The organism is Stenotrophomonas sp. 107298_Sma, assembly GCF_056480345.1.
The window spans coordinates 311,118-329,090 of sequence record NZ_CM151094.1; the positions used below are offsets into that span (position 1 = coordinate 311,118).

The following is a 17,973-nucleotide window of genomic DNA, read 5'->3' on the forward strand; positions in this document are numbered from 1 at the left end:
CGGCACCCGGGAAGATCGCCCATCCGAGTTGCAGTGTGTTGAAAACCGGGGTTATTTCAGCCGGCCGAACGTCCTAGAATCCGCGTTCCCCCGGCCCCTCTGGTGCGTCATGTCGGCTCCCCCTGTTCCGTCTGCGGCTGCCCCCCGGGGTGGCCTTGTCGCGTTGGCGCTGCTGCTGGTCTACGTGGTCTGGGGGTCGACCTACCTGGGCATCGCCAAAGCCCTGCACGGCGGCGCGCTGCCGCTGACGATGGTCTCCGGCAGCCGCTTCATCATTGCCGGTGGCCTGATGTTCCTGGCCCTGCGCCTGTTCTGGAAGATGCCGAACCCGACTCTGCGGCAGTGGCGCAACCTGGTCATCATGGGCATGACCATGCTGGTGCTGGGTAACGGCATGGTGGTACTGGCCGAACGCGAGGTGTCTTCGGGCCTGGCCGCCACGGCGGTGGCCTCGGTGCCATTGTGGATGGCGCTGTTCTCGGCGCTGCGCGGCCAGCACGCCAGCAAGGGTGAATGGCTGGGTATCGCCGTCGGCTTCGTCGGCGTGGTCTGGCTCAATGCCGGCAGCAGCCTGACCGCTTCGCCCACCGGGCTGGTGCTGCTGCTGATTGCGCCGATCGGCTGGGCGTTCGGCTCGGTGTGGGCGCGCGGGCTGGACCTGCCGGGCCCGTTCATGACCGCCGCCGGTCAGATGCTCTGCGGCGGCGTGCTGCTGGTGCTGATCGGCCTGGCGGTTGGCGAGCGCCCGACCACGCTGCCCGACACCGGCGGCCTGCTGGCGATGGCCTACCTGTGCGTGTTCGGGTCCATCGTCGCCTTCACTGCCTACGTGTGGCTGCTGCAGAACGTGCGCCCGGCACTGGCGGGCAGCTATGCATACGTCAATCCCGTGATCGCGGTGCTGCTGGGCGCCGCATTGAATGGTGAACGCTTTGGATGGCGGGACTTCCTCGCCATGGCGGTGATTCTTCTGGGTGTGGTGGTGTTGACGATGGCGAGGACGCGAAAGAAATGAGCATGGACGAGAAAGAACAACGCCGTGGCCTGCTGGTCACTGCCTCCACCTTCGTGATCTGGGGGCTGGTGCCGGTGTACTGGCACCTGCTCAACGAGGTGCCCTCGTTCCAGATCATCGCCCACCGCATCATCTGGAGCACCGTGATGGTGCTGGGCTGGCTGCTGCTCAGCTCGCGCCTGGACTGGTGGAAGAAGATCGCTGCGCAGCCGCGCGCGCTGCCGATCCTGCTGGTGTCGAGCCTGACCATTGCCTTCAACTGGGGCCTGTACATCTGGGCGATCAATGCCGGCCACGTCATCGAGACCAGCCTGGGCTACTTCATCAATCCGCTGGTGAACGTGCTGCTGGGCGTACTGGTGCTGAAGGAGCGGCTGCGCCGACTGCAGTGGGTGGCGGTGGCAATGGCGGCGGTGGGTGTGGCCTGGCTGACCATCGATGCCGGCACGCCGCCGTGGATCGCGCTGGGCCTGGCCTGTTCGTTCGGCCTGTATGGCCTGTTGCGCAAGCTGGTCTCGGTCGATCCGGTGGCCGGCCTGGGCGTGGAAAGCCTGTACCTGTTCCTGCCGGCGCTGGCCTTTGCGGTCTGGGCAGAGAACGGCCATGGTGGCGAGTTCTTCCACGGCTGGGGCTGGCGCAACGACCTGCTGCTGATCTTCGGCGGCGCGATCACTGCGGTACCGCTGATCGGTTTCGCCTACGGCGTGAAGCGCATTCCGCTGTCGCTGGTCGGCATCCTGCAGTACATCGCGCCGAGCCTGCAGCTGCTGCTGGGCGTGTTCTTCTTCCACGAAGCGTTCGATACCGCCAAGGCGATCGGCTTTGCCGCGATCTGGGCTGGCCTGATCCTGTTTGTCGGCGACAACATCCGCACGATGCGCGCCAAGCGGTAGCGCCGGGCCATGCCCGGCGAAGCCATGGGGCCAGAGCCCTTCGCGGGCGAAGGGATCCGAACCCGCTCCCCAAAAAAGAGCGGCGCCCCGAAGGGCGCCGCTCTGCTTCCATCCACAGCCAGGAGAGAGATGGCTGTGGCGGGAACGCGGTTGCAGGCTTAGAAGCGCTGCTGGTACTTCATGTACATGAAGCGGCCGATGTCGAAGCCACCGTAGTAGGTGAAGCTGCTGTTCGGCTGGCTGTACATGATCGGACCCTGGTGGTTGAACACGTTGTTCACGCCCAGCGACACGGTGCCGTCCCACGGCAGGTTGTAACGCACCTGCAGGTCGTGGAAGGTGTTGGAGCCCACCTTGTTGGTCGGCGATGCGCTGGTGTACGACGAGCTGAAGCCCGGCAGGTTGCACTCGTCCATGTACGAGCACTTCTCCTTCATGCTGGAGTAGTAGCGCGCGGTCCAGCCGATGCCGAAGTCGCCGTACTGCCAATCCAGGTTGAAGGTCGAGCGGACACGGAACTCGCCGCCCCAGCTGGTGCGCTGTTCCACCGGCGTGGTCGCGGCGTTGTCGTTGCGCTGCTTCAGGTAGTCGGTGTAGGTGGTGTTCCAGTTGACGGCGAACTGGCCGAACGTGGTTTCCGGCAGGCGGTAACGCACATTGATGTCATAGCCGGCGGTTTCGCGGAAACCCGCATTGACCAGCGAGCGGTCCAGGCTGTTGACCTGGCCGTTGCTGCCGCGGGTGAAGCGGCCGCACGCGGCATCCGAACCCTGCACGTAGCACTGTTCGAGAATGCTGTTGGCGGTCTCGGAGACAATGGCGTTGTTGATGCGGATCTTCCACCAGTCGAGGCTGACATCCAGGCCGGCGACGAAGTCCGGGCTGTACACCAGGCCCACGGTCCAGGTCTTGGCGGTTTCCGGCTTCAGCTCTGCGTTGGAACCGGAGTTGAAGTCGACGGTCGACTGCTGGCCCGGCTTGGTGGCAACAGTGCCATCGCTGTTGAGCTGGCGGAAGTTGGCCGGCACCTTCAGCGCCTGGCAACGGGCGGCAACGGTCGGGCTGGTCGCAGCGGTACCGAACGAGGTATCGCACGGATCGGTGAACGAATCGCGGGTGCTGACGGTGCCAGCGTACAGGTCATCCACGGTCGGCGCACGGAAGCCGGTACCGTAGGTGGCGCGCACCAGCAGGCTGTCGATCGGCTTCCACTTCAGGCCGAACTTGCTGTTGGTGGTCGAACCGAAGTTGTTGTAATCCGAGTAGCGACCGGCCACGTCCAGCGACAGTTCGCGCGCGAACGGCAGATCGGTCAGCAGCGGCACCTGCAGCTCCAGGTAGACCTCGTTGAGCGAGTAGTCGCCACGGGTCGGCTGGCCGGTGGTGCCGGCGATCTCGCCCTTCTGTACCCGCATGTCCGGGGTGTAGCTGGCCTCTTCGCTGCGGTGCTCGAAGCCCATCGCGCCCATGATGTCGCCGGCCGGCAGGGTGAACAGCGAACCGGAGATGTTGGCGCTGGCCACCTTGGTGGTGCTCTTCATCTTGTCGACGAAGCGCGCGAACAGGTAGTCCTGCACGTCCTGGTTGCTCAGCGAGCCGGGGCCGGTGTAACCCATCGGCGCAGCCGGGTTCCACGGCACGCAGTCGGCGATCACCGCACCCGGTGCGCCGCAGCGGGCCACGTTGCCGTCCATGAAGGACGGACCGACGGCCTGGTTGACGTGCGGCTGGTACATGCTGCCGGTACCGATGCGCTCGCCTTCATTGCGGTTGTACATGTAGCTGACGTTCCAGTCCCAGTACCGCGAACCGGTTTCGAAGCTGCCTTCCAGGCCGATGCTGGCGCGCTTGGTCTCCAGATTGTTCTCGGTGCCGCGCGGCAGCTCCTCGGAGCGGTGCGCGAACAGCACATCCTGGCCCCACAGGTTGAACGTACTGTCCTTGGACAGGGCGGCACGGCTGCCGTTACGCGCCTGGGCGGCGCTGACCGAGTACGGGTAGCCGGCCAGCTGCTTGGTCGATTCGCGCTTGCTGTACAGCGCGTCGGCGACGATGCGCAGGTCGTCGGTGATCGAGAAGCCACCGTTGGCGAACACCGAGGTGCGCTCCAGGCCGGTCAGCAGGCTCATGTTGGTCTTGCTGTTGGCACCATCGGCCGGATCCGGCGCGTGGAAGTTGCCCTTCTGGCTCGGATCGCCGCCCGGGCCCACGGTCAGGTTCTTGCCACCGACGGTGACGTAGCCCCACGGGGTATTGCCGTTCAAGTTGTCGGTCGGGTGGCGCGGGCCGTTGGGATAGCGGCTGAACTCGCGATCCTTGCCCAGCACTTCGTCTTCCTTGGTGCGCTCGGCACCCACGGTGAACCAGCCGCGGTCGAAGGTCTTGCCGAAGGTGGCGCTGTAGGAACGCTTCTGGCCGTCACCCTGGCCGTACTGTCCGACGTAGACGCTGGCTTCGCCACCATCGAAGTTCTTGCGGGTGATGATGTTGACCACGCCGGCGACCGCGTCCGAGCCATACAGAGCGGATGCACCGTCGGTCAGCACTTCCACGCGCTCGACGATGGCCGACGGGATCGAGGCCAGGTCGGAGTAACCGCCGGCGCTGACGCCCATGCGGCGGCCGTCGATCAGCACCAGGCTGCGTTCCGGGCCGAGGTTGCGCAGGCTGACGTACATGCCGCCGAAGTCGCGCGAGGAGGTCAGCGAAGACGCGCGGCCCATGCTCGGCGAACCTGCGGCGGGAATATCCTGCAGGATGTCGGCGACGTTGACGTAGCCCTTCTTCTCGATCTCGGCGCGGTTGAGCGCGATCACCGGCTGTGCGGTCTCGACACTGGCCTGGCGGATGCGCGAGCCGGTGATTTCGATGCGGTCGAGAGTGGTGGTGGCGTCGCCGGTGCTCTGTGCGAAGGCGGGGGTGGTGCAGCTGGCGGCCAGCGCGATGACGATCGCGTTGCGCAGCGGATTGGTTCTCAGGGACATCCGTGAAATCTCGTGTTTCAGAAAAAACATGCGCCCGTTCTGTGGGCGCGTGGGGTGCTGCAAACCAACGTGGGGGGCGCGATTCTAGATTGTTTCCATTCGTAACTGTTTGTCGCTGCGCCGCGAATGTGCGCGAAAATGAATCGCAACCAACAATCCACAGATTCACTGTGCGCAGCGTCACGCGCGTTGCGTTTGCGACGGGCAGAGGCATCGGTAGCGGCGGTATCTACGCAATCTGTAGCGACGACCACCCAGATCGTGGTCAGATCCCTTCGCGTAGCGAAGGGATCTGACCCCACCAAAGAAAAAGGGACGGAGCCTTCGCTCCGTCCCTCTGCACGATGCGCAGTCTGTCGCTGCGTGATGCTCAGGTTTCGCGCAGCGCCGTGGTGATCGGCAATCGTGCCGCACGCAGCGCCGGGAACAGGCCGCCGACCAGGCCGATGCCCAGCGCCCATTTCAGGCCCGTCCACAGCAGTTCCGGCGACACATGGAACTTGAACACCACCGCGCTGAAGTTGCTGCCGATGGTGGACACGCTGTAGCCATTGAACAGCAGCCACGCCACCGCACAGCCCAGCAGGCCACCCAGCAGTGCAAGCAGCATTGTTTCCAGCATCACTGCAGTCACCACCGACAGGCCGCGGAAGCCGATTGCCCGCATCGTGGCGATCTCGCGCGCACGCGTGGCCACCGCTGCGTACATGGTATTGAGCGCGCCGAACACCGCACCCACCGCCATGATGGTGCCGATCACCTTGCCGAGGATGTCGATCAGCTTGGTCAGCCCGCCGCCCTGCTTGCTGTAGTAGGTACGCGTGGTTTCCACATCCAGCTTCAGGCGGGGGTCGGCGGCGACGGCGGCCTTGAACTGCTCGAAGCCGGCCTTTCCATCGGTGCGCACGCTGATCGACTGCCACGCACTGCGCTGGTAGGTGGTGGCCAACGTATCGGCGTCGGTCCACAGTTCCGAATCATGCGCATCGCCGGTGGCGAAGACACCGACCACGGTCCAGGTCTGGTTGCCCAGGGTCAGCGTCTTGCCAACGTCCAGATCGCGGAACTGGCCCTTGGCGCCCTGGCCGACCACGATCTCGCGCAGGCCTGTGGCGAACGTGCGGCCTTCGACGATCTTTACCTTGTCATGCACCGCCCACGCCTGCGGGCCGACGCCGCGGAACTGTGCGTTGACGTCGGTGCCATCGGACTTCGACACCAGGTTGACCACCTGCGACAGCTCCGGTGACAGCAGCGGCCGACCTTCGGCATCGCGGCTGATGCCGGGCAGGGTGGACAACGTCGGCACCTGTTCGCGGGTGATGACTGAGTTGGTTTCGGCCTGCGAGCCGCCGCGCAGCACGATGGCGGTGGTGTCATCGCCGGTGTTGTTGAGCGTGGCCTGGAAGCCTTCGCCCATCGCCAGCATCGCCACCAGCACGCCGACCACACCGGCGATGCCGACCACGATCACCGAGGACGCGCCCCAGCGCTGCGGCAGGCTGGCTACGCCGATGCGGGTAGCCGCCAATGCCAGCCGCCCGCCACGGGTCAGCAGCAGCCACAGTGCCACCAGCACGGCGACCGCCAACACGCCGATCCACGGCAGGCCGATCCACAGCACCAGGCCGATCACCAGCAACAGCGCGGTCAGCGCATTGCCCAGCCACTTCTTGAGTTTGCTCTTGAACATGTCGGTGTCCTCCTCAGCGGCCGGCCAGTGCGTCGACGATCTTCAGGCGCTTGGCACGCAGCGCCGGCAGCAGGCCGACGATGATGCCGATCACCACGATCAGGCCCAGCCCCATCAGCCAGGTCGGTGTCGGTACATGCGGCGGCAGCATGCCCATGCTCTTCGGCCCGATCGCCGGCAGGATCAGTGCAGCCAGGCCCATGCCGATCAGGCCACCGAGGCCGATCAGCAGCACCGACTCCACCATCACCAGCATCAGCACGGTACTGTCCTTGAAGCCCAGCGTCTTCAGCGTGGCGAGTTCGGGCACGCGCTCGCGCACCGCCTGCGCCATGGTGTTGCCGGTCAACAGCAGCAGGGTGAAGAACACCGCGCCCATGATCGAGGTGACGATCATGCCGATGTCGGCGAACTGCTTGACGAACGCCTGCTGGAACGCCGATTCGGTCTGGGTCTTGGTTTCGTGGTCGGAGTTGGCCGAGATCGCATCGATGGCCTGCGCCACCCTTGACGACTGCTCCGGGTTGTCCAGCGTCACCGTGTACCAGCTCACCTGGTTCTTGATGTAGTCGTTGGACTCATCGAAGTACTTCCAGTTCATCATCAACTGGCGTTCTTCATTGGCCGCCAGTGCGCGATCCTTCGAGCGGTAGATGCCCTTCAGTTCCAGCGGCCAGTCGTTGCTGCCGCCACGCGGGAAGATGGTGGCCTGCAGCGGGATGGTGTCGCCGATCTTCCAGCCGAACTGCTTGGCCAGCGTCTCGCCGACGATCGCGCCGGTACGGGTCTGCTGCCAGTCCTGCAGCTGCGCCGGGTCGATCTGCAGCTCGCGGTAGACATCGAAGTAGTTGGGCGCCACCGAGAAGTTGGGGAAGAAGTTCTTCGGGTCCTGGTAGATGCCGCCGAACCACATGCCGTAGGTGACATCGCGCACGCCGCTGACCTGGCGGATCTGCGTTTCCAGGCGGATCGGCAGCGACTGGGTGATCGACAGTCGCGAAGCCACCACCAACCGGTTGGCACCTTCCACGCTGCCACCGGACGAGAACGCCACGCGCACCGAGTCGAGCATGCCGAACAGCAGGAACGCGGCCACCACCGACAGCAGGGTCAACAGGGTGCGGGTGCGGCTGCGGAACAGCTGCGCCCAGACCAACGAGAAGTATTTCATCGCTGTGGCCTCCGTCAGTGGGCCAGCGGCGCGTCGGCCAGCTCGCCCTTGTCCAGGTGCACCGTGTGGGTGGCGTACTCGGCAGCCTTCGGGTCATGGGTGACCATGATGATGGTCTTGCCGTGTTCGCGGTTGAGCTGCTGCAGCAGGCCCAGGATCTCTTCGGCGGACTGGCGGTCAAGATCGCCGGTAGGTTCGTCGCAGATCAGGAAGGTCGGGTCGGAGACGATCGCGCGGGCGATCGCCACGCGCTGCTGCTGGCCGCCGGACAGTTCGTTGGGGCGATGGCTGCGGCGGTCGGCCAGGCCGACCAGGGTCAGCGCGATCTCGGCATTGCGCTTGCGCTGCGCCGCGCTGAGGTGGGTCAGCAGCAACGGCAGTTCCACGTTCTTCTGCGCGGTCAGCATCGGCATCAGGTTGTAGAACTGGAACACGAAGCCGACATGGTGGCTGCGCCACGTCGACAGCTGGCCGCCGCTCATCTGGTCGATGCGCTCGCCTTCGATGCTGATCTCGCCGCCGCTGGGGTTGTCCAGGCCGCCGATCAGGTTGAGCAGGGTGGTCTTGCCGGAACCGGACGGGCCCATCAGCGCGACGAAATCGCCGCTGGCGATATCCAGGTCGATGCCGTGCAGCACCTGCACCTCTTCGGGGCCACGCTGGTAGGTCTTGGTGATGTTGCGCAATGAAACCAGGGTCGACATGGGTGGTTCTCCACTGAAGGCGGGAAACAGGAAGCGCACCTGCGGTGGCCGCAGGCGTGCGTCGAGCGGTGCTGCCGGCGGCGCCCGTGGGCGTCAGGCCGTTACTGCGCTTGTTTCTGTTGCACCTTGGCGCCGTCGCGCAGGGTGTCCGGCGGGTTCACCACGACCGATTCACCCGCGCTCACGCCCTTGAGGATCTGGCGATCCTTGCCCATCGCCTGACCAGCCTCGACCGTGCGCTGCTGCACGCGGCTCTCGTCACCCAGCACGAAGGCCACCGAGGCACCCTCGCGCTGGACCACGGCGCCACCTGGCACGCGCACGCCTTGCGGCTTGGCGGCCGCCTGCGGCTGTGCCTGTTCCAGGAAGCTGACCCGCACGCCCATCTCCGGCACGATGCGCGGGTCCTTCACCTTCAGCGCCACGCGTACCTTCACCGTGGCCTTGCCGCGGTCGGCGGTGGGGATGATGGCGATCACCTCACCCGGAATCTTCCATTCCGGATAGGCGTTGAGCGTGGCTTCCACCGGCATCTTCGGCTGCACGCGGCCGATGAAGGCTTCGCCGACCTCGACTTCGATCTCCAGCGATTCCATGTCGACGATGGTGCCGATGCCGGTACGGGTGAAGCCACCACCGGCCGACAGCGGCGAGACGATCTCGCCTGGCTGCGCAGCCTTGGCGGTGACCACGCCGGAGAACGGCGCGCGCACGATGTTGTTGTCCACGCCAAGGTCGGCGATGGCCAGCTGGTCGTTGGCCACCTTGACGTTGCGCTGTGCGGTGTCCAGCTGTGCCCGCAGGCTGTCGCGCTGGGCCACCGCCTGGTCGTACTGTGAGCGTGATACCAGCTGCTGGCCGACCAGCGCCTGCAGGCGGCTGGCCTCAGCGGCGGCCTGCTTCTGCTGTGCCTCCAGCCCGGCCACCTGGCTGCGTGCGGCCTGCAACTGCGAGGCATACAGGCTGCGCTGCGCGTCGGCATCGATCGGGTCCAGCGTGGCCATGATCTGGCCCTGCTCCACGCGCATGCCTTCCTCGATCATCACCTCGCGAACCTTGCCGGTGATCTTGGCCGAAACGGTGGCCATGCGCCGCGCAACTACATAACCGCTGGCGTCGAGCACCGAACTGCTGGCGTTGCCCTGCTGGATGGCCACCGCGGGGGCGGTTTCCACGTCCAACACCGGCGTACGCCCGAACAGGGCGAAGGCAGCAGCGGCCAGCAGCAGCACGATCACGATGATCGCGATCCACAGCCAGCGGCGGCCACCGCCATTGCTGCCACCACCGGAGGCGGGCGGCGGCGATTTGCGGTCGATACGGAGTTCCTTCAACAGCTCGGCAGAAGCGTTCATTCGTTCCATCACAGGCGTTCGGGCGGGTGTGACCGGAAGGGCAGGCAGCGGCGGTTCCGGCGGTGGAGCGTGCGGCACAGCATGAAGGCAGGTGCATCGGCGATGGCAGTGACAGCTGTCATCCGATGTCATTGACGGCGGCAACTGCGAAATGTGACCACGGCGGCACAGGATGGCAACGTCCCCGCTACCGGTACCGCCCATGGATCCGATCGCCCCGTCGCTGGCCCGCCTGCAGCAGGTGCAGGTGCGTTACCGCGACCATACCGCCCTGCATGGCATCGACCTGCAGGTACGCGCTGGCCAGGTGCTGGCGCTGCTGGGCCGCAACGGTGCCGGCAAGAGTACCGCGATCAGCGTGTTGTTGGGCCTGCGCCGCGCCGATGGCGGGCAGGTCGAACTGCTTGGCGGCGACCCGCAGCAGCGGACCAGCCGTCTCGGCCTGGGCGTGATGCTGCAGAGCACCAGCCTGCCGCCGATGCTGCAGGTGGACGAACTGGTGGCACAGGCCAGTGCCTGCTACCCCGACCCGATGCCGCTGCAGGAGGTACTGCAGCGCGCCGGCCTGCAGGCGCTCGCGCGCCGCCGCTACGGCCAGCTGTCCGGCGGCCAGCAGCGCTGCGTGCAGTTCGCCATCGCGCTGTGTGGGCGGCCACGCGTACTGTTCCTGGACGAGCCCACCACCGGCCTGGACATCCAGGCGCGGCAGGCGATGTGGCAGGCGATCCGGCAGCTGGTGGCCGAAGGCTGTGGTGTGCTGCTGACCACCCATTACCTGGAGGAAGCCGAAGCGCTGGCGCAACAGGTGGTGGTGCTGGAGCAGGGCCGGGTACTGGCCGACGCGCCGCTGAGCGAGCTGCGCCTGGCCGACCGCCCGCGCCGCATCCGTTGCCGCAGTGGGTTGCCCATTGAGGACGTACGGCAATGGCCGGGCGTGCAGCAGGTGCAGCGCGACGGTGAGCATCTGCAGATGCTGGCGAGCCCGGCCGAGCCGGTGGTGGCGCGTCTGCTGGCCGCCGACGCGCAGCTGCGCGAGCTGGAAGTACAGGGCGCGGCGCTGGCCGACGCCTTCCTCGACATGACCCGGGAGGCCGTATGAACACCCTTGTCCGCACCGCCAGGTTGCCGCTGCCTGCATGGCGCCAGGCCCTGCGCCCGTACCGCGCCGAACTGCTGGCCGAACTGCGCCGGGCCTGGCGCACGCCGGCGTTCGCGGTGCCCTCGCTGCTGTTTCCGGTGCTGTTCTATCTACTGTTCGGCGTGCTGCTCGGGCGCGGGCATGCGCCGCTGTACCTGCTGGCGACCTACTGCGTGTTCGGTGCGATGGCTCCAGCGCTGTTCGGCTTCGGCGTGCAGCTGGCGCTGGATCGCGAAGGCGGCCTGCTGACCCTCAAGCGCGCGCTGCCGATGCCGGCGGCGGCACCGCTGCTGGCACGGCTGGCGATGGCGGTGATGTTCGCGCTGCTGGTGGCGTTGCTGCTGATAGGCGTGGCGCGTGTGCTCGGTGGCGTGCAGCTGCAGGCGTTGCAGATGGTGCAGCTGCTGGCGGTGGCGGGTCTGGCAGCACTGCCGCTCGGAGCGATCGGTCTGCTGATCGGCAGCCATGTCAGTGCCAGTGCGGCGCCGGCGATGGTCAATCTGGTTTATCTGCCGCTGGCCTTGCTGTCGGGCCTGTGGTTGCCGCTGTCGGCACTGCCTCAGCTGTTCTCGACGATGGCACCGCTGTGGCCGACCTGGCACCTGGCGCAGCTGGCGTTGCCGGTGGTCGGGCTGCCGGCGGTGGGCAACCTCGCCGGCCACCTGCTGGTGCTGCTGGTGGTGACCGTGGTCGCGTTGCTGCTGGCGCGCCGGCGCCTGCGCCGGATCGGCTGAACTGGCATGATCGGCAGCGATCGTCCCCGCCTGGATCCTCCCGTGTCGTCGAGCTGGCTTGCGTCCCTGCTGCGCCCTGCACCGGATTCGGCGGTGGCCGAACTGCTGCGGCGTGGCAAGTCGCCCTGGAGCGGCGCAATCCACCTGCTGTGGTCTGTCTGGATCTTCCTCACCCCGGTGCTCGGGAACGGCTTCACGCTGCGCTGGCTGCTGCTGACCCTGGCCAGCTATCCGTTGTTCCTGCTGCTCTATGCCAAGGTGATGCTGGCGCCACGGCACCACGCTTGGCGCTACGCGCTGGGCATGATCGTGATGGCCCTGGTACTGCTGCCATGGTATCCGTCGGGGTTGAGCTACTTCGTGTTCGGCTGCGTGATGATCCGTATGAGCAGCCGCGGCGGCTGGTGGGTATACCTGCTGCAGTTGACCGGACTGAATCTTCTGTTCTGCAGCACCGCGCTGTACTTCGGCTATCCGTGGCAGGCCATGGTGTGGATGCCGGCGGTGTCGTTCATTGTCGGCCTGGTGGTGAACGTGGAGGCCTTGAGCCATCAGCGCGACGTGGCCCTGCAGCTGTCCCAGGACGAGGTGCGACGGTTGGCGACCACCGCCGAGCGCGAGCGTATCGGCCGCGACCTGCACGATCTGCTGGGCCACACGCTGTCGCTGATCACGCTGAAGCTGGAACTGGCGCGCAAGCTGTACGACCGCGATGACGCGCGTGCACGGCAGGAGATCGGTGAAGCCGAGGCCATCGCCCGCGAAGCGCTGGCACAGGTACGCAGTGCGGTGACCGGCATCCGTGCCAGCGATCTGGCCGGCGAACTGGCATCGGCGCGGCTGCTGTTGGAATGCCAGCAGGTGCACCTGCAGTACACGGCACCGCCAGCGATGCCGGTGGAGGTGGAGCGCGGGCTGGCGCTGGTGTTGCGCGAGGCCGCCACCAACATCGTGCGCCATGCACAGGCGACCCGGGTGCAGGTGGATTTCATGCTTGAGGACCGACAGTTGGCGATGCAGATACGCGATGACGGCCGCGGCGGCGTGCAGGCCGAGGGCAATGGATTGAGTGGCATGCGTGAACGGGCGGCGGCGCTCGGGGGACAGCTGACCCTGCAGTCGCCGCGCGGCGAAGGTACGCTGCTGACCGTGCGCGTGCCCCTGGTGGCCGCCACCATGCCCCTGTCGTCGGCATCGTTGGCACAGGGGGGCGCGGCATGATCCGCATCCTGCTGGCCGAAGACCAGGCGATGGTGCGCGGCGCACTGTCGGCGCTGCTCGGCCTGGAACCGGACATTGAAGTGCTGGGCAGTGCCGCCGATGGCGAGGCCGCCTGGCGCATGCTGCAGCAGCTGCAGCCGGACATCCTGGTCACCGACATCGAGATGCCGGGCCTGAGCGGGCTGGAGCTGGCGCAACGCATCGCCCGCCACGAACTGCCGATCAAGGTGGTGATCGTGACCACTTTCGCCCGTGCCGGTTTCCTGCGCCGCGCGCTGGAAGCTGGCGTGCTGGGCTACCTGCTGAAGGACGCACCGGCCGAAAACCTGGCCGATGCACTGCGCAAGGTGAAGCAGGGCATCCGCGCGATCGACCCGCAGCTGGCGCTGGACGCCTGGTCGCAGGCCGATCCACTGACCGACCGCGAACGCCGTGTGCTGCGGTTGGCGGGCGAGGGCCGTACCGCCAGCGAGATCGCCGAGCAGTTGGGGCTGTCGCACGGCACGGTGCGCAATTACCTGTCCGAGTGCATCGGCAAACTGGGCGTGGCCAATCGGATCGAAGCGTACCGGCTGGCGCGGCAGAAGGGGTGGTTGTAGGGGGGCGCCCCAACGCATCGGTAGCGCCGGGCCATGCCCGGCGAATCATTTCCGCGACTGCGGAGGGGTGTCACTTTTCTTTTCGCGCGAAAAGAAAAGTAACCAAAAGAAACGCGCCGCCAGCCACGAGCCGGTGCTGCGCACCGGTGCCCTGTGCTTCTCGGTGAATCAGGGGACGGCGCCGAACTCGCTACGCTCAAACACCGGCGCCTCTTCGCCCCTGATTCCCCTGCGATGCTCGGCTCGCTCAAGGCGGACCCAACATCAAGAGCGACAGCTGCACCCAGTAGATCCACGCCATGCGTGGATGCCGTTGCCGTTGACCTTCCAGTCCGCCTTCAAGCGAGCCGAGCACCGCAGGTCCGGCGAGGGCGAAGAGGTGCGGGTGTCTGAGCGCAGCGAGTTCCCGCACCGTCCCTCGACGGACCGAGGAGCGCAGGGCACCGGCGTGCGAAGCACGCCGGCTCGCGGCCGGCGGAGCGTTTCTTTGGTTACTTTCTTTGCGCGCAAAGAAAGTGACACCCCTCCGCGGTCGCGGAAACGATCCGCCGGGAACACCCGGCGAACACGATCAGTCCTTCCCGCGTGCCATCGCCTGGAACACGCCATCCCGCCGCACCCACAGGTGGAACAGCGCTGCACCCACATGCATCAGCACCGTGGCGAACAACACATACGCCAGAAGGCTGTGCGCATTGCGCAACGCGGCGTACAACGCCGGGGTATGCGGCACGATCGGCGGCAGGTGCAGGCCACCCCACAGCACGATCGGGTAACCGCCGGCCGACAGCATCGCCCAGCCGATCAGTGGCATCGCCAGCATCAGCGCATACAGCATCCAGTGCGAGGCCTTGGCCGCCATCGCCTGCCATACGGGAAGATCCGTCGGCAACGGCGGTGGGCGATGGCGCAGCCGGTTGTACAGGCGGAGCAGCACCAGTACGCCGATGGCGATGCCCAACGGGCGGTGCAGGTCGATCAGCACCGGCCGCAGGTGCAGCGAGGCGACCATGGTCACGCCAATGAACAGCATGGCGATGATCATCAATGCCATCGCCCAGTGCAGCACCCGTGCCAGCAGGTTGAAGTGGCCGTTGCCGGTGCTCATCGTGCGGCCTCCTTCGGTTGTTCGACGTTGCCGCTGGCGCGCTCGCGTTCGCGTCGGTTGAAGGATTGCGAGTACACGGCCGAGCGGGCGGCCAGGATCGGATCGTCACTGCCACGCACGCCACTGGGCAGGATCAGTGGATCGAAGTTGATCTGTCCGCAGGCGCCTTCTTCCTGCGACTGCAGGCGGTCCAGGCTAAGTGCGCCGGCCACAACCTGTTCACGCGACTCGGGCCACGGCACCGACGGATCATCGATGGCATCGCCGGGTTCGGCGGTGGTGACGACGAGGTTCCAGCGCACCGGGCCACTGGCCAGGCGCTGCTGCAGTTCCTGGCTGAGGAAGTCGACGCTGGCCTGCTTGCGCGTGTCCGCATCCATCTCCACCACCGGTGCCTGCGGCTGCCAGCGCCAGCGCACTGCGCGCTTATGACCCTGCACATTGGTGAACCAGAAGCTGTTGACGCTGTTGAAGGTGGTGTCGGCCCAGCTGCTGGTCCACGGCGCCGTCTTGGCCCACTGCTGGAACGCCTGCGCACTGGGGTACTTCGCAAGCACCGCGGCCATCTTCTGCGGGTCGGGCTTGCCGGTGGTGGGGTCGGGGATGGAGGCGCGCGTCTGCTCGTAGAACGCCTCGGCGTTGGGTACGGCGAAGAACGGGAAGCTGTTCATCGCCATCCGCCATTCCTGGCCGTCGTCGCTGACCATCTGCACAGCGAGGCTGCGCACGCGTGCGGTGTTGTCCGCGCCGTAGGGGTCGCCACCGCCGATCGACAGGCGGCCCATCACGGGTACCTTCTGCTGTGAAAACACCCGTGCGCTGGACAGCGTCGGCGCCTGCGCACTGGGCTCGAACCAGCCGCTCACGCAGATGCCCTTGCTGTGCGCACGGCGGAAGCCGGGATGGGCCGGGCCGGTAGCTTCGATGGTGTCGGTGAAGCGCTGCGCGGTCAGGCGGTTGCCAACCCAGCCGGCCAACCAGGCGAAGGTCAACGCGACCGCCCCCAGAATCAACGCGATCAGTGCGATCCAGAGCAGCGGCGAGTGCTTGCGCGGTGCGCCCGGTGTCTGGCCGGCGCGGGTGTAGCGGAAGAGCGACATGGTCGGTGTCCTGCCTTCACGGAGCGTGTGGGTGGTCGACCCACACATCCTCGCAGAACCCGGCCGGGGCCGGAATTCAATTTTTCGTCAGATTTACCCGCTGCATCAGGGCAGGTTGCGCCGGGCCATGCCCGGCGCCTCCATCAGGCGTAACGCGCCTTCAGCATCGCCCACGCCGAGCGCAGCGCCAGTGCTTCACCACCGGCCGGCCGGCCCGGGCGTTCGCCGTCGTTCCAGGCGTACACGTCCAGATGCGCCCAGCGCTGGCCGTCTTCCAGGAAGCGTTCCAGGTACAGCGCAGCGGTGACCGAGCCGGCCATGCGCGAACCGGCGTTGGCCAGGTCGGCGATACCGCTGCTCAGATAGCGCAGGTACGGGCGCCACAAAGGCATGCGCCAGACCGGGTCGCGGGTGGCGTCGCCGGCCTGCAGCCACTGCTGGGCCACGCTGTCGTCATTGCTGAAGAGCGCCGGCAGATCAGGGCCCAGCGCGATGCGCGCAGCGCCGGTGAGGGTGGCGAAGTCCAGCACCAGGTCCGGTTTCTGTTCGCTGGCGAAGGTCAGCGCATCACACAGGATCACGCGGCCTTCGGCGTCGGTGTTATCGATCTCCACGCTCAGGCCCTTGCGGGTGGAGATGACTTCGCCCGGGCGGAACGCATCCGGGCCGATCGCATTCTCCACCGCCGGCACCAGCAGGGTCAGGTGCACCGGAAGCCCGCGAGCCATGACCAGGCCGGCCAGGGCCAGTGCGTGTGCAGCACCGCCCATGTCCTTCTTCATGTTGCGCATGCCGTCGGCCGGCTTGATGTCCAGGCCGCCGGTATCGAAGCACACACCCTTGCCGACCAGCACCAGTGCAGGATCGGTTTCCTTGCCCCAGCGCAGCACCACCAGGCGCGGCGCGCGGTGCGAGGCGCGGCCGACGGCATGGATGGCCGGGAAGTTCTGCTTCAGCAGTTCATCGCCGGTGATCGCCTCGACCTGGGCGCCATGTGCCTGAGCCAGGGTGCGCGCTGCGTCTTCCAGCTGCTGCGGGCCCATGTCTTCGGTCGGGGTGTTGACCCAGTCACGCACGCGCAGGCTGGCGGCGATCAGATCGGCCACTTCACCGGAAGGTGCAGCCACCAGCTGAGCCGGGGCGCGGTTACGCTTGCGGTAGCGGTCGAAGCGATAGCTGCCCAGGCCCCAGCCCAGCTGCAGCAGTGCCTGCTCCTCGGCCGGCAGTTCAGTCGCCAGCTGCCACACGCTGCCTTCCGGCAGGGCGTGCGGGGCATGCGCATAGCTGTAGGCATCGGCGCGGTCACCAACGCCGATCACCGCACCGGCCAGGCCGTCGGCACCCGGCAGCAGGGCCACGCTGTGTGCGCCGGCATTGAAGCCCTGCGATGCCAGCCAGGCCTGGATAGCGGCTGGCTGGCCGTCCTTCCATGCCGCGAACTGCTCGCGGCCCAGCACATGCAGTGGCAGTGCTGCGGCGGTTTCGGCGGTGAAACCAGTGATCTCGCTCATGCGTCAGGTACTCCGGGGTGCGGCGGCATCGAGGTTGTCATCCAACCAGTCGGCCAGGCCGGTGAGGGTGTCGAACTGCAGGTCCGGCTGCAGTTGCGGATGGGTCCAGGTGGCGGCTTCGCGGTTGATCCAGCAGCCGCGCAGGCCGGCGGCGATCGCCCCGGCCACGTCCATCTCGGCGTGGTCGCCGACATGCAGCACCTGTGCCGGCGCCACACCCAGGCGGGTGCAGGCGGCGTGGAAGATGCTCGCTTCGGGCTTGGCCGCGCCGTGTTCGCGCGCACCCAGCTGGAAGGCGAAATGATGGGCCAGGCCGATCCGCTCCAGATCGGCATTGCCGTTGCTCAGCGCTGCGACCGGTACCCGCGCGGCAATCCGCGCCAGTGCATCGATCGCATCGGGATAGCACTCGACCTGGTTGCGCGCGGCGTAGAACGCCTCGTAGGCCGGTTCGAGCAATTCCAGGCTGGCACCGCTGTTCTGCAGGGCCTCCTGCAGCGTCAGCCGGCGCAGCGCGCTCAGGTCATGGTGAAGGTGTGGATTGTCTCGGAACGAGCGCTCGCGCAGTTCGCGCATCGCCGCCAGCGGATACATCTCGGCAGTGGCGGGGCTGTGTTCACGCATCCACTCGTGCAGGACCAGGTCGATGCGGGCGCCGATCGGGGCGAACGGCCAGAGCGTGTCGTCGAGGTCGAGGGTGATGGCTTGGACAGGGAAATTCACCCTGCCATTCTACCCCCGCCAGCG

The 17,973-nt window shown here is 66.8% G+C and carries 15 protein-coding genes; 6 read left to right on the plus strand and 9 right to left on the minus strand.

Annotated elements, in window-relative coordinates:
- Positions 1-109: 109 nt before the first annotated feature.
- Both yedA and rarD read left to right on the plus strand, forming a co-directional pair.
- The gene (gene yedA / locus ACZK2G_RS01465; RefSeq protein WP_337302920.1) at positions 110-1,015 is read left to right on the plus strand and encodes a drug/metabolite exporter YedA; all 906 of its coding nucleotides are present in this window, start codon (positions 110-112) and stop codon (positions 1,013-1,015) included.
- Positions 1,012-1,908 (plus strand): EamA family transporter RarD, encoded by an 897-nt coding sequence (gene rarD, locus ACZK2G_RS01470; protein WP_478474475.1) that lies wholly within the window; start codon positions 1,012-1,014, stop codon positions 1,906-1,908. Before yedA ends, rarD begins: the two co-directional genes overlap by 4 nt.
- 158 nt (positions 1,909-2,066) lie before the next feature.
- Here rarD and ACZK2G_RS01475 read toward each other — a convergent pair whose 3' ends face one another.
- The 5 genes from ACZK2G_RS01475 to ACZK2G_RS01495 form a co-directional block, all read right to left on the minus strand.
- Positions 2,067-4,892, minus strand: coding sequence for a TonB-dependent receptor (locus tag ACZK2G_RS01475; protein ID WP_478474476.1), 2,826 nt, complete (start codon positions 4,890-4,892; stop codon positions 2,067-2,069).
- Between the two features lie 370 nt (positions 4,893-5,262).
- Positions 5,263-6,585: an ABC transporter permease gene (locus tag ACZK2G_RS01480; protein ID WP_478474477.1), complete on the minus strand. Its 1,323-nt coding sequence runs from the start codon at positions 6,583-6,585 to the stop codon at positions 5,263-5,265.
- A gap of 13 nt (positions 6,586-6,598) precedes the next feature.
- The gene (locus ACZK2G_RS01485) at positions 6,599-7,756 is read right to left on the minus strand and encodes an ABC transporter permease (RefSeq protein WP_046984562.1); all 1,158 of its coding nucleotides are present in this window, start codon (positions 7,754-7,756) and stop codon (positions 6,599-6,601) included.
- Positions 7,757-7,770: 14 nt separating this feature from the next.
- The gene (locus ACZK2G_RS01490; protein ID WP_046984563.1) at positions 7,771-8,460 is read right to left on the minus strand and encodes an ABC transporter ATP-binding protein; all 690 of its coding nucleotides are present in this window, start codon (positions 8,458-8,460) and stop codon (positions 7,771-7,773) included.
- Positions 8,461-8,561: 101 nt separating this feature from the next.
- Positions 8,562-9,815 (minus strand): efflux RND transporter periplasmic adaptor subunit, encoded by a 1,254-nt coding sequence (locus ACZK2G_RS01495; RefSeq protein WP_430767055.1) that lies wholly within the window; start codon positions 9,813-9,815, stop codon positions 8,562-8,564.
- A 202-nt stretch (positions 9,816-10,017) separates the two neighbouring features.
- Here ACZK2G_RS01495 and ACZK2G_RS01500 point away from each other — a divergent pair, with 202 nt between their 5' ends.
- From ACZK2G_RS01500 to ACZK2G_RS01515, 4 genes are read left to right on the plus strand one after another with little or no spacing between them, the layout of a single operon-like run.
- A complete protein-coding gene (locus ACZK2G_RS01500; protein ID WP_478474480.1) occupies positions 10,018-10,914 on the plus strand; it encodes an ABC transporter ATP-binding protein in 897 nt (298 codons plus the stop codon).
- The gene (locus ACZK2G_RS01505) at positions 10,911-11,687 is read left to right on the plus strand and encodes an ABC transporter permease (RefSeq protein ID WP_136639127.1); all 777 of its coding nucleotides are present in this window, start codon (positions 10,911-10,913) and stop codon (positions 11,685-11,687) included. The genes ACZK2G_RS01500 and ACZK2G_RS01505 overlap by 4 nt, the downstream gene beginning before the upstream one ends.
- Before the next feature lie 6 nt (positions 11,688-11,693).
- On the plus strand, positions 11,694-12,908 hold the full coding sequence (locus tag ACZK2G_RS01510; RefSeq protein WP_136639128.1) for a sensor histidine kinase: 1,215 nt from the start codon (positions 11,694-11,696) through the stop codon (positions 12,906-12,908).
- Positions 12,905-13,507: a response regulator transcription factor gene (locus tag ACZK2G_RS01515; protein WP_005407733.1), complete on the plus strand. Its 603-nt coding sequence runs from the start codon at positions 12,905-12,907 to the stop codon at positions 13,505-13,507. Before ACZK2G_RS01510 ends, ACZK2G_RS01515 begins: the two co-directional genes overlap by 4 nt.
- A gap of 571 nt (positions 13,508-14,078) precedes the next feature.
- On the opposite strand, the gene ACZK2G_RS01520 is transcribed toward ACZK2G_RS01515, so the two are convergent.
- The 4 genes from ACZK2G_RS01520 to ACZK2G_RS01535 form a co-directional block, all read right to left on the minus strand.
- Positions 14,079-14,615, minus strand: a complete 537-nt coding sequence (locus tag ACZK2G_RS01520; protein WP_478474482.1) for a cytochrome b — start codon at positions 14,613-14,615, stop codon at positions 14,079-14,081.
- Positions 14,612-15,715, minus strand: a complete 1,104-nt coding sequence (locus tag ACZK2G_RS01525) for a catalase family peroxidase (RefSeq protein ID WP_478474483.1) — start codon at positions 15,713-15,715, stop codon at positions 14,612-14,614. The genes ACZK2G_RS01520 and ACZK2G_RS01525 overlap by 4 nt, the downstream gene beginning before the upstream one ends.
- A 143-nt stretch (positions 15,716-15,858) precedes the next feature.
- Positions 15,859-17,226, minus strand: a complete 1,368-nt coding sequence (locus tag ACZK2G_RS01530) for a leucyl aminopeptidase family protein (RefSeq protein ID WP_478474485.1) — start codon at positions 17,224-17,226, stop codon at positions 15,859-15,861.
- Between the two features lie 3 nt (positions 17,227-17,229).
- Entirely contained in the window at positions 17,230-17,949 is a 720-nt protein-coding gene (locus ACZK2G_RS01535; RefSeq protein ID WP_046984571.1) for an HAD family hydrolase, read from the minus strand.
- Between the last annotated feature and the right edge of the window lie 24 nt (positions 17,950-17,973).